Origin of the sequence: Pseudomonas sp. S37, from assembly GCF_016658545.1 — a bacterium.
Classification (GTDB): domain Bacteria; phylum Pseudomonadota; class Gammaproteobacteria; order Pseudomonadales; family Pseudomonadaceae; genus Aquipseudomonas.
In genome coordinates, this window is sequence record NZ_JACVZC010000162.1 from 1 (window position 1) to 11,058 (window position 11,058).

Sequence of the window (11,058 nt, forward strand, 5' to 3'; positions counted from 1 at the left end):
GCGAAGAAACCAGCGCGGTGTATGGCACCGGCTGCGCCGGTGTTCGCGGCTGAAGCTGCTCCCACAGGGTATGCAGAACGCCTGTAAATCGGGTTCCCTGCACGACAACGCGCGTGACAACTGCGTCACTGCTCACGCAGCCGCTTGTACAGGGTGGTGCGGCTGATCCCCAGCCCGCGCGCCACTGCCGACAGGTTGCCATTGGCCTGCGCCACCAGCGTTGGCAGGTCTGCCGGTTCGCGGGCAACCGGCACCGGCACCTGCAACTCGGCCAGAAAGCCCGCAGGCAGGTGCTCCACCCCGACCGGCCCAGCACCGGCCAGGGCCAGCGCCACCTGCAGCACACTCACCAGTTCCCGCAGGTTGCCTGGCCACGGGTGCCGGTCGAGCAGGTCGACAATGCCCGCAGGCAGCCGCGCAGGCTGCCCGGGATCGCGGTAGCGGGCATGCACCTGTTCGATCAGTTGCCGCCGGTCACTGCGCTCGCGCAGTGGCGGCAGGACCACCGCCAGCCCGGCGATACGGTAGTACAGGTCCTGGCGAAAGCGCCCGGCGCGGACTTCTTCGGCCAGGTCGCGGTTGCTCGCCGACACTACCCGAATGTCCACCGCCACTGGCTCGCCACTGCCCAGCGGCTGGATGCTGCGCGCTTGCAATACACGCAGCAGGCGGGCCTGGGTCGGCAGGGGCATGTCGCCGATCTCATCGAGGAACAGGATGCCGTGGTCGGCCTTGCGGATCAGCCCTGGGTTGCCCTTGTGGTGGGCGCCGGTGAACGCGCCCTTGTCGTAGCCGAACAGCTCAGACTCCACCAGCTCGGCCGGGATTGCCGCACAGTTGACGGCCACCAGCGGTTGGTTGGCGCGGCTGCTGGCACGGTGCAGGGTGTCGACAAACACTTCCTTGCCTACGCCGGTTTCGCCTTGTACCAATACCGGAATGTCCTTTTCCAGCAGCAGGCCGGCCTGTGCCAGGGCCTTCGCCAGGCGCGGTTCGCTGCTGCCAGCCGCACAGCTACGCCTGGCTTCGCGCCCAGGTTGCCACTGGCAATGGAAACGGTTGCGCCCGGTGGCCTGCAGGGCGAAGGGCCGTTGCCGGGGATGAGCGAGCAGCTGTTGCAGGGGCAGTTGGAACAGCTGCTCGATATTCTGCCCCAGCGGGTTGCCGCCGAGCAGGCTGTCGGCACGGTGATTGGCGGCCAGCACCTGCCCGCACTCATCGAATACCAGCAAGCCGGCCCACGGGCTGTCGAGGTTGTCGGGGGCGCTGTTGAAGATCAGTTGGGCATGTTGCCCGGCATGCTCGGCGAGGATCAGCCGGTTCTCCAGGCTCTGGCCCATCATGCGCACCAGGCCCAGCGTCTGGCTGGCCGGCAGGTAACCGTCGCTGGCCACGTCGAGCACCCCGACCAGTTGCCGCGCAGCGTTGAACAGCGGCGCCGCGGCGCTGGCCAGGTAGCGGTTCTGGCGCAGGAAGTGCTCGTCCTGGCCGACGTGAATCGCCTCGGCGCAGATCAGCGCGGTACCCAGCGCATTGGTGCCGACGCCACGTTCATGCCAATGGGCGCCGGCAGTGAAACCATGCTGCTGGCGCGGCTCGATGAAGCGTCGCGAGCCCCAGCTGTCGAGCAGGCAGCCACTGGCATCGGCCAGCATCACCAGGTAGCTGGCGTTGCCCAGCAGGTGCGCATAGTGCGGCAGCACTTCGTCGCGGGTCACTTGCAGCAGGGCCTGGCGCCGCTCCAGCAGGGCATTGAGCTCGGCGCGGGTCAGGCAGTCGAAGTCGGGCACGTGCTGGGGTTGCAGGCCGTGGTCGCGGCAGCGGGCCCAGGAGGCCTGAATCAGTTGGGCGTGGGCGGATGCGGCCATGGGCCTGTCCTGTTTGGTTGTTGTTATGGGCGGACCGCTGTTCAGTGTTGCCCACCGGTGTTCATTGTCAAACCGGCAAATGTTCAGTTGTTCAGTGATTGTGTTCACGTGTGAACACGTAATTGCCGGACGTTGCCGCACAGGGCTCGGGCCAGAGCAGCGTGGCGAATCTGGCACGGAACTGGCTGTACCCCGCAGACAACAACCACAAGAAGGCCACGCCATGTCCCTGGTGCTGGAACAGGTCAGCCGCAGCGTCGACAACCAGGCCTGGGTCGTCGATGCCTCGCTGCGTTTCGAGCCCGGTTCGTTCAACGTGTTGCTGGGCCGCACCCTGGCCGGCAAGACCAGCCTGATGCGCCTGATGGCCGGGCTCGACCGCCCGGATCGCGGGCGGGTGCTGATGGACGGCCAGGACGTCACCGGGGTGCCGGTGCGCGAGCGCAACGTGTCGATGGTGTATCAGCAGTTCATCAACTACCCGACCCTGAACGTGTACGAAAACATCGCCTCGCCACTGCGCCAGGCGCGCATGGCCGAGCCGGAGATTCGCCGGCGGGTGCAGGAAACCGCCGAGATGCTGCGCATCGAAGCCTACCTGCAGCGCCTGCCGCTGGAGCTGTCCGGTGGCCAGCAGCAACGCACGGCGATGGCCCGGGCGCTGGTCAAGGATGCCTCGCTGATCCTGTTCGATGAGCCCTTGGTCAACCTCGACTACAAGCTGCGCGAAGGCCTGCGCCAGGAGCTGCGCGAACTGTTCGCGGCGCGCCAGTGCATTGCCGTCTATGCCACCACCGAGCCCACCGAGGCGCTGGCGCTGGGCGGCACCACCACCCTGGTGCACGAGGGCCGTATCGTGCAGAGCGGGCCCACCGGCGAGGTCTACCAGCGCCCGGGCAGTGTGCTGGCCGCCGAGTTGTTTTCCGAGCCGCCGATCAACCTGGTGCCTGGCCGTATCAGTGGCAACGAAGTAAGCCTGGCCCAGGCCGTGCATTTCGCCCGCAATGCCGACCTGCAGCAACTTGCCGAGGGCGAGTACCGCTTTGGCGTGCGTCCCAGCCATATCACCCTGGTGCCGGCGCATGACGATGACCTGGAGCTGGCGGTGCTGGTAGAACTGGCCGAGATCAGCGGTTCCGAGACTTTCTTGCATGTGCGCAACGAGCATTGGCGCACGATCCTGCACCTGCCCGGGGTGCACGAGTACCAGGTGGATACGCCGATCCGCGTGTTCATCCCCACGCACAAGCTGTTCGTCTTCGACAGCACGGGGGCGCTGGTGCAGGCCCCGGGGCTGCGCCAGGCAAGGAGAGGGTGATGGCCGAAATCCGCCTGCGCCAACTGGCGCACAGCTACAGCCGCCAGCCCGCCAGCGAGGCAGACTATGCCCTGCACGCACTGGAGCACGTGTGGGAGCAGGGCGGTGCCTATGCCTTGCTCGGGCCGTCGGGCTGTGGCAAGTCGACCTTGCTCAATATCATTTCCGGGCTGCTGACGCCGTCCCACGGCGAGGTGCTGTTCGACGGCAAGCCGGTCAACCAGTTGTCGCCGCAGGCGCGCAACATTGCCCAGGTGTTCCAGTTTCCCGTGGTGTACGACACCATGACGGTGTTCGACAACCTGGCCTTCCCGCTGCGCAATCAGGGGCTGGACGAGGCCCGTGTGCGTGCCCGGGTCGAAGAAATCGCCGAGGTGCTCGACCTGGCAGGCGTGCTGCGCAAGAAAGCGCGCAACCTCAGTGCCGACGAAAAGCAGAAGGTCTCCATGGGCCGCGGCCTGGTGCGTGATGACGTGTCGGCAATCCTGTTCGACGAACCCCTGACGGTGATCGACCCGCACCTGAAGTGGAAGCTGCGGCGCAAGCTCAAGCAGATCCACGAGCAGTTCAACATCACCATGATCTACGTCACCCACGACCAGCTGGAGGCTTCGACCTTCGCCGACAAGATCGCGGTGATGCACGGCGGGCGTATCGTCCAGTTCGGTACCCCGCGCGAGCTGTTCGAGCGGCCGCGGCACACCTTCGTCGGCTACTTCATCGGCAGCCCGGGGATGAACCTGATCGAGGTGCACGCCGAGGCAGACGGGGTGGTATTCGGCGATGTTCACCTGGCACTGCCCGGCGGCCTGCGCGAGCGCCTGGCCGCGATGCCAGGCGGGCGCCTGCAGGTGGGTATCCGCCCAGAGTTCGTGCAGTTGTGGGACAGCCCGTTCGATGATACCTACCCGGCGCGGGTGCAGGATGTGGAGGACCTTGGTACCTACCGCATTGTCACCTTTGAACTGGGTGGTGTCGCGCTCAAGGCGCGGTTGGGCGAGGATCGCCCGTTGCCTGCGGGCCAGGCCTGGGTCAGCCTGCCCGCGCCGTGGCTGCTGCTGTATGTCGATGACGTGCTGCTGGAGGCCGAGGCATGAACAAGGTGCCGAACAATAAGGCCTGGTGGCTGGTGCTGCCGGTGTTCCTGCTGGTGGCGTTCAGTGCGGTAGTGCCGATGATGACGGTGGTCAACTATTCGGTGCAGGACATCTTCGACCAGTCCAACCGCTACTTCGTCGGTGCCGACTGGTACCGCCAGGTGCTGCGCGACCCGGCCTTGCACGACGCGCTGCTGCGCCAGTTCATCTATTCCGCCTGCGTATTGCTGATCGAGATCCCGCTGGGCATCGGCATTGCTCTGACCATGCCGACCAAGGGGCGCATGGCTTCGGTGTGCCTGATCGTCATGGCCATCCCGTTACTGATCCCGTGGAACGTGGTCGGCACCATCTGGCAGATCTTCGGCCGCGCCGACATCGGCCTGCTCGGCGCCACCCTGGCCAAGCTCGGGGTCAGCTACAACTACGCCGGCGACCCATTCGACGCCTGGCTCACGGTGCTGGTGATGGATGTGTGGCACTGGACCTCGCTGGTGGCGCTGCTGTGTTATTCGGGCCTGCGCGCCATCCCCGACGTGTATTACCAGGCTGCGCGCATTGACCGTGCCTCGGGCTGGGCGGTGTTCCGCCATATCCAGTTGCCCAAGCTGAAGAACGTGCTGCTGATCGCGGTGATGCTGCGCTTCATGGACAGCTTCATGATCTACACCGAGCCGTTCGTGCTGACCGGTGGCGGGCCCGGCAACGCCACCACCTTCCTCAGCCAGACCCTCACCCGCATGGCCGTGGGGCAGTTCGACCTGGGCCCGGCAGCGGCGTTCTCGCTGGTGTACTTCCTGATCATCCTGCTGGTGTCGTGGCTGTTCTACACAGCCATGACCCATGCCGACAAGGAGTAGCCCATGAGCACACGCAAAACGCTGGCCCTGCTGCTGTACTTCTTCTTCCTGCTGGTGCCGATCTACTGGCTGCTGAACATGTCGTTCAAGAGCAACACCGAGATCCTCGGCGGCCTGACCCTGTGGCCGCAGGCGTTCACCCTCGACAACTACCGGGTGATCTTTACGGACCCCAGCTGGTACAACGGCTATATCAATTCGCTGTACTACGTGTGCCTGAACACGCTGATTTCGCTGCTGGTGGCGCTGCCGGCGGCGTATGCCTTCTCGCGCTACCGCTTCCTCGGCGACCGCCATCTGTTCTTCTGGCTGCTGACCAACCGCATGGCGCCGCCGGCGGTGTTCCTGCTGCCGTTCTTCCAGCTGTACTCATCGATCGGCCTGTTCGATACGCATATCGCCGTGGCCCTGGCCCACTGCCTGTTCAACGTGCCGCTGGCGGTGTGGATTCTGGAGGGTTTCATGTCCGGCGTGCCGAAGGAGATCGACGAAACCGCCTACATCGACGGCTACAGCTTCCCGCGCTTCTTCGTAAAGATCTTCATTCCGCTGATTGGCTCGGGCATCGGCGTCACGGCATTTTTCTGCTTCATGTTCTCCTGGGTCGAACTGCTGCTGGCGCGCACCCTGACCTCGGTGAATGCCAAGCCGATCGCCGCGGTGATGACCCGCACCGTGTCAGCCTCGGGCATCGACTGGGGCGTGCTGGCAGCGGCGGGGGTACTGACCATTTTGCCGGGCATGCTGGTGATCTGGTTCGTGCGCAACCATGTGGCCAAGGGCTTCGCCCTGGGCCGGGTGTAAGGAGGGCAACGCATGGAGTGGATGGCCTGGACCTTGCCGACGGCGCTGTTCTTCGCCGCCGTCGGTGTACTGCTGCTGGGCATGACCCTGCTTGAGCTGCGCCGCCCCTGCGTGGAGCGGCGAGGCTTTCTGCCGCTGGTCACCAGCCGTGGTGACCGCTTGTTCGTCGGCCTGCTGGCCAGCGCCTACCTGCACCTGCTGGTGGTCGGCGTCAGCGAGTGGCCGTTGTGGGTGGCCTCGCTGCTGTCGCTGGCGTGGCTGGTGCTGGTGCTGCGCTGGGGCTGAGCGAGCGGCCCTGTGGGATAACTGAAACGGGAGATCACAATGTTCGATAACAAGCACAACAGGCGACATTTGACCCTGGCCGCGTTGCTGGTGCTGGCCAGCGTGCAGGGCACTGCCTGGGCCGACCAGTACGAGGACGCGGCAAAAAAATGGATCGGCAGCGAGTTCAAGCCTTCGACCCTTACCCCTGAACAGCAACTGGCCGAGTTGCAGTGGTTCATCAAGGCGGCCGAGCCGTTCCGTGGCATGAAGATCAACGTGGTGTCGGAAACCATCACCACCCATGAATATGAATCCAAGGTGCTGGCCAAGGCCTTTAGCGAGATCACTGGTATCCAGCTGACCCACGACCTGCTGCAGGAAGGCGACGTGGTGGAAAAACTGCAGACGCAGATGCAGTCGGACAAGAACATCTACGACGGCTGGGTCAACGACTCCGACCTTATCGGCACGCACTTTCGCTACGGCAAGGTGGAATCGATCACTGATCTGATGGCCAACGAGGGCAAGGCCTACACCTCGCCGACCCTGGACCTGAAGGACTTCATCGGCATTTCCTTCACCACCGCGCCGGACGGCAAAGTCTACCAACTGCCCGACCAGCAGTTCGCCAACCTGTACTGGTTCCGCGCCGACTGGTTCGATCGGCCGGACCTTAAGGCGAAATTTAAGGAAAAGTACGGTTACGAGCTGGGTGTGCCGGTGAACTGGTCGGCCTATGAGGACATCGCCAAATTCTTCACCGAAGACGTCAAGGAAATCGACGGCAAGCGCGTCTATGGCCACATGGACTACGGCAAGAAAGACCCGTCGCTGGGCTGGCGCTTCACCGACGCCTGGTTCTCGATGGCTGGCGGTGGGGATAAAGGCCTGCCCAACGGCCTGCCGGTGGACGAGTGGGGTATTCGCGTGGAGGACTGCCACCCGGTGGGTTCCAGCGTCACCCGGGGTGGCGATACCAATGGCCCGGCGGCAGTCTATGCCACGCAGAAGTACGTGGACTGGATGCGCGCCTACGCGCCGAAAGAAGCCCAGGGCATGACCTTCTCCGAAGCCGGGCCGGTACCGGCCCAGGGCAACATTGCCCAGCAGATCTTCTGGTACACCGCGTTCACTGCCGACATGACCAAGCCCGGGCTGCCGGTGGTCAACGCCGATGGCACGCCGAAGTGGCGCATGGCGCCTTCGCCGAAGGGGCCGTATTGGGAGGAGGGCATGAAGCTGGGTTATCAGGACACCGGCTCGTGGACGTTCTTCAAGTCCACCCCCGAAAAGCAGCGCCTGGCAGCGTGGTTGTACGCCCAGTTCGTCACCTCCAAGACCGTGTCGCTGAAAAAGACCATCGTCGGCCTGACCCCGATCCGTGAGTCGGACATCAACTCCCAGGCCATGACCGAGCTGGCGCCCAAGCTGGGTGGGCTGGTGGAGTTCTACCGCAGCCCGGCGCGGGTGCAGTGGACGCCGACCGGCACCAACGTGCCGGATTACCCACGCCTGGCGCAGTTGTGGTGGAGCCATATCGCCGAGGTGGCCAGTGGCGAGAAGAGCCCGCAGGAGGCCCTGGACGGCCTGGCGCGCGACCAGGACCGGATGATGGAGCGCTTGCAGCGGTCCAACGCCCAAGCCACCTGTGCACCGAAGCTGAACCCGGAGAAGGACGCCCAGTACTGGTTCGACCAGCCCGGTGCACCAAAGCCCAAACTGGCCAACGAAAAGCCCAAGGGCGAGACGGTCAGCTACAACGAACTGCTGAAGTCTTGGGAGGCAGCCAGGAAGTGATCGGCTGAATACCGCGCTGGCTTCTTCGCGGGTAAACCCGCTCCCACAGGATATCGCTGTCCTTCTAGGGCATGCGGACCCTGTGGGAGCGGGTTTACCCGCGAATAGGCCGGCAATGCCAATGCATCAACTACAGGCAAAAAAAACGGCACCTGCCAGAGGTGCCGTTTTCATTTCACGCGCTATTACTTGTGCAGCTCTTGCGCCGCATACAGCGTGTTTTCCAGCAAGCACGCCCGGGTCATCGGCCCGACGCCGCCCGGCACCGGGGTGATCCAGCCAGCGCGTGGCAGGGCGGTCTCGTAGACCACGTCGCCAACCAGCTTGCCGTCTTCCTGGCGGTTGATGCCCACGTCGATGACGATGGCGCCTTCCTTGACCCACTCACCCTTGACCAGGCCCGGCTTGCCGGCGGCAACTACTACCAGGTCGGCGCGGCCGACATGGCCGGCCAGGTCCTTGGTGAAGCGGTGGCAGACAGTCACGGTGCAGCCGGCCAACAGCAACTCCATGGCCATCGGGCGGCCAACGATGTTGGAGGCGCCGACGATGACGGCGTTCATGCCGTACAGGTCCTGGCCGGTGCTTTCCAGCAGGGTCATGATGCCTTTTGGCGTGCACGGGCGCAGCAGCGGGATACGCTGGGCCAGGCGGCCGATGTTGTAAGGGTGGAAACCGTCCACGTCCTTGTCCGGGCGAATGCGCTCGAGCAGCAGCGAGGCGTCCAGGTGTGCCGGCAGCGGCAGCTGCAGCAGGATGCCGTCGACGGCCTGGTCATCGTTGAGGCGGTCGATCAGCTCGGTCAGAGCTTCTTGGGTGGTCTCGCTGGGCAGGTCGAAAGCCTGCGAAATGAAGCCGACCTCTTCGCAGTCCTTGCGCTTGTGCGAGACATAGACTTGGGAGGCGGGGTCGGTGCCGACCAGGATCACCGCCAGGCCCGGCGTACGCAGGCCTTGCTGGCGACGCTCCACGACACGTTGAGCGATCTGCTGGCGCAGGCTGGCGGCGATTGCCTTGCCATCGATTAGGTGTGCAGTCATAGACGCGTGATTAACCATCGAGAAGGAAACAATAAAGAGCGCGCATTCTCGCACGACACGGGCCAAGGGCAAAGGCGGGTGGTCGGGCAAATCCCCTAAGCCCTTAAATAATTTAAATTTTTTTGAAAAAGGTGTTGACGACTTTCGGGGTCGCCTATAAGATTCGCCGCACTTGTCGGGCACAGCCTAGCACTGGTTGGCTAAGTCGGGCAGAATGAGTGGTTTGGCAGTTACCTGTTAAATGCTTGTTCGGTTAGGCTTCAAGCTTAAGCGCCCGTAGCTCAGCTGGATAGAGCATCCGCCTTCTAAGCGGATGGTCGCAGGTTCGAGTCCTGCCGGGTGCGCCATTAGGCAGCTTTGGCAAGCAAGTAGGCGGTAATGCAATATGGTGGGCGTAGCTCAGTTGGTAGAGCGCCGGATTGTGATTCCGGTTGTCGTGGGTTCGATTCCCATCGTCCACCCCATATTCTTCGAAGGCGCCCCGATAGCATCTGGCGCCTTTGTTTTAAGCGTTACGCGGACGTGGTGAAATTGGTAGACACACTGGATTTAGGTTCCAGCGGCGCAAGCTGTAAGAGTTCGAGTCTCTTCGTCCGCACCATGCTTCTGTAAGGTTGTACCGCAACACCGCAATATGGTGGGCGTAGCTCAGTTGGTAGAGCGCTGGATTGTGATTCCAGTTGTCGTGGGTTCGATTCCCATCGTCCACCCCATATTCTTGAAAAAGGCGCCTTGATCTTACGATCAAGGCGCCTTTTTCGTTTTTTAATCAGTTTTTTCGCTTTCGTTTTTTTCGTGTGGCTGGGGCGGCAGATTTCTTGCCTGGGTGCCATTTCGTTGGCAGCAGTCATCCGCTGTTTTTCACGCGGGCTGCCTGCGGCCCGTGCCAGGCGGGCTGCGGCTGCTTGGTGAAGTGTGGTCGGATTCTTGCTAGGAGCCTGTGGTTGAGCCGCCTGGCGATTGTTTTCAGGCGCTGCCTAATCATGGATAAGGAAAGAGCATGAAAGTCTGCAATACCCATCGAGTGAACATGTACCAGGTATTGGCTGCGGTGTTCAATGCGCTGGAAAAGCGCCCGGTCATCGCCGAGGTTGGAGTGCTGCGCGGTGAAAACGCCCTGAAGTTGCATGCAGCTCTGTCGCCGGCGCGCATGGTGCTGGCCGACAGCTGGAGCAAGGAGGCGAACAAGGCCTACAGCCCGTTTGATCAGTTGCCGCCTTGGGTTTCGCCGGTGGAAGAGTACGAGTACTACTATGGCGGTTCGCTGTACGACGACGAGACGTGGGAGCGTCTGTATCAGGAGTGCCTGGCCAAGTTCGTCGACATGCCAGAGGTTTCCGTGATTCGCGCCGACAGCATCGGTGCGATCGAGAAAATCCGCGAGCAGACCGGTATCGAGCAGTTCGACCTGGTCTATGTGGATGCCAACCATCAGTACGAGTACGTCCTGCGCGACATGATGTACTATCAGGAGCTGCTGGGGCCTGATGGCATCATGATGCTCAATGACTGTTGCCATAGTCATCACGGCACCCGACAGAACCTGGGTGTGCTCGAGGCGTTGGGCAGCTTCATGAAGCGCTCGGACTTCATCCCTGTCGCCATGACCAATACCGATTGGTCCGATGTCATTCTCGTGCGTCGCGACTCGGTGCTGGTGAAGCTCTTCGACATGGCGCTGAGCAATTCCGACGTGCCTTACGTCGAGGTGCCTCACCAGCTGGTGACCGCGGCGCGAGTGGTGTACGGCGCCCAGCGTGCGAATATCAGCTTCGTCTGAGTGCGTGGAGGGTATCGGTTCCTGTCGATGTCCTGATGAGTGTGGAGGGCGCCATGGTCGTAGGGCCGGGCGCCTTTTGTTTTTGGGTTTGTGTGGTTGTGGTGTGCATGCCTTTAGAGATTTGGCGCCTGTGAAATCGAGCGCCGCAGGTATTCGCCGAAACATTTTCAGCGCCGGTGAAATCGAGCGCCGCCCGCGCGGCGCTTCGCGGCTAAAGCCGCTCCTAC

At 63.0% G+C, this 11,058-nt stretch carries 9 protein-coding genes and 4 tRNA genes; 11 read left to right on the top strand and 2 right to left on the bottom strand.

Annotated elements, in window-relative coordinates; translation table 11 throughout:
- Nucleotides 1-125: 125 nt before the first annotated feature.
- Nucleotides 126-1,868, bottom strand: a complete 1,743-nt coding sequence (locus IAE39_RS27655) for a sigma-54-dependent Fis family transcriptional regulator (protein ID WP_201207655.1) — start codon at nucleotides 1,866-1,868, stop codon at nucleotides 126-128.
- A 223-nt stretch (nucleotides 1,869-2,091) separates the two neighbouring features.
- On the opposite strand from IAE39_RS27655, the gene IAE39_RS27660 reads away from it, so the two are divergent.
- Genes IAE39_RS27660 through IAE39_RS27685 form a run of 6 tightly spaced genes read left to right on the top strand, consistent with a single transcriptional unit; the run spans nucleotide 2,092 to nucleotide 8,011 of the window.
- The gene (locus IAE39_RS27660; protein ID WP_201207656.1) at nucleotides 2,092-3,186 is read left to right on the top strand and encodes an ABC transporter ATP-binding protein; all 1,095 of its coding nucleotides are present in this window, start codon (nucleotides 2,092-2,094) and stop codon (nucleotides 3,184-3,186) included.
- On the top strand, nucleotides 3,186-4,283 hold the full coding sequence (locus IAE39_RS27665; RefSeq protein ID WP_201207657.1) for an ABC transporter ATP-binding protein: 1,098 nt from the start codon (nucleotides 3,186-3,188) through the stop codon (nucleotides 4,281-4,283). Before IAE39_RS27660 ends, IAE39_RS27665 begins: the two co-directional genes overlap by 1 nt.
- Nucleotides 4,280-5,143 carry a carbohydrate ABC transporter permease gene (locus IAE39_RS27670; protein ID WP_201207658.1) on the top strand — a complete coding sequence of 288 codons (864 nt, stop codon included), beginning with the start codon at nucleotides 4,280-4,282 and terminating at the stop codon, nucleotides 5,141-5,143. Before IAE39_RS27665 ends, IAE39_RS27670 begins: the two co-directional genes overlap by 4 nt.
- Nucleotides 5,144-5,146: 3 nt before the next feature.
- A complete protein-coding gene (locus tag IAE39_RS27675; RefSeq protein WP_201207659.1) occupies nucleotides 5,147-5,947 on the top strand; it encodes a carbohydrate ABC transporter permease in 801 nt (266 codons plus the stop codon).
- Nucleotides 5,948-5,959: 12 nt separating this feature from the next.
- Nucleotides 5,960-6,232, top strand: a complete 273-nt coding sequence (locus tag IAE39_RS27680; protein ID WP_201207660.1) for a DUF2160 domain-containing protein — start codon at nucleotides 5,960-5,962, stop codon at nucleotides 6,230-6,232.
- Between the two features lie 39 nt (nucleotides 6,233-6,271).
- Nucleotides 6,272-8,011 carry an ABC transporter substrate-binding protein gene (locus tag IAE39_RS27685; protein ID WP_201207661.1) on the top strand — a complete coding sequence of 580 codons (1,740 nt, stop codon included), beginning with the start codon at nucleotides 6,272-6,274 and terminating at the stop codon, nucleotides 8,009-8,011.
- Between the two features lie 185 nt (nucleotides 8,012-8,196).
- Here IAE39_RS27685 and folD read toward each other — a convergent pair whose 3' ends face one another.
- Nucleotides 8,197-9,051 carry a bifunctional methylenetetrahydrofolate dehydrogenase/methenyltetrahydrofolate cyclohydrolase FolD gene (gene folD, locus IAE39_RS27690; RefSeq protein ID WP_201207662.1) on the bottom strand — a complete coding sequence of 285 codons (855 nt, stop codon included), beginning with the start codon at nucleotides 9,049-9,051 and terminating at the stop codon, nucleotides 8,197-8,199.
- A gap of 270 nt (nucleotides 9,052-9,321) precedes the next feature.
- On the opposite strand from folD, the gene IAE39_RS27695 reads away from it, so the two are divergent.
- From IAE39_RS27695 to IAE39_RS27715, 5 genes are all read left to right on the top strand, one after another.
- Nucleotides 9,322-9,398: transfer RNA gene (locus tag IAE39_RS27695), tRNA-Arg, on the top strand.
- Nucleotides 9,399-9,439: 41 nt separating this feature from the next.
- A tRNA-His gene (locus tag IAE39_RS27700) sits at nucleotides 9,440-9,515 on the top strand.
- Nucleotides 9,516-9,567: 52 nt separating this feature from the next.
- Nucleotides 9,568-9,652: transfer RNA gene (locus IAE39_RS27705), tRNA-Leu, on the top strand.
- Between the two features lie 36 nt (nucleotides 9,653-9,688).
- Nucleotides 9,689-9,764, top strand: a tRNA-His gene (locus IAE39_RS27710).
- 287 nt (nucleotides 9,765-10,051) lie between these two features.
- On the top strand, nucleotides 10,052-10,831 hold the full coding sequence (locus IAE39_RS27715) for a class I SAM-dependent methyltransferase (protein WP_201207663.1): 780 nt from the start codon (nucleotides 10,052-10,054) through the stop codon (nucleotides 10,829-10,831).
- Nucleotides 10,832-11,058: the final 227 nt, after the last annotated feature.

What these genes read in the sequence shown, in the direction of transcription:
- IAE39_RS27655 (WP_201207655.1), bottom strand. Translation starts at nt 1,868, where the DNA reads ATGGCCGCATCCGCCCACGCCCAACTGATTCAGGCCTCCTGGGCCCGC.
- IAE39_RS27660 (WP_201207656.1), top strand. Translation starts at nt 2,092, where the DNA reads ATGTCCCTGGTGCTGGAACAGGTCAGCCGCAGCGTCGACAACCAGGCC.
- IAE39_RS27665 (WP_201207657.1), top strand. Translation starts at nt 3,186, where the DNA reads ATGGCCGAAATCCGCCTGCGCCAACTGGCGCACAGCTACAGCCGCCAG.
- IAE39_RS27670 (WP_201207658.1), top strand. Translation starts at nt 4,280, where the DNA reads ATGAACAAGGTGCCGAACAATAAGGCCTGGTGGCTGGTGCTGCCGGTG.
- IAE39_RS27675 (WP_201207659.1), top strand. Translation starts at nt 5,147, where the DNA reads ATGAGCACACGCAAAACGCTGGCCCTGCTGCTGTACTTCTTCTTCCTG.
- IAE39_RS27680 (WP_201207660.1), top strand. Translation starts at nt 5,960, where the DNA reads ATGGAGTGGATGGCCTGGACCTTGCCGACGGCGCTGTTCTTCGCCGCC.
- IAE39_RS27685 (WP_201207661.1), top strand. Translation starts at nt 6,272, where the DNA reads ATGTTCGATAACAAGCACAACAGGCGACATTTGACCCTGGCCGCGTTG.
- folD (WP_201207662.1), bottom strand. Translation starts at nt 9,051, where the DNA reads ATGACTGCACACCTAATCGATGGCAAGGCAATCGCCGCCAGCCTGCGC.
- IAE39_RS27715 (WP_201207663.1), top strand. Translation starts at nt 10,052, where the DNA reads ATGAAAGTCTGCAATACCCATCGAGTGAACATGTACCAGGTATTGGCT.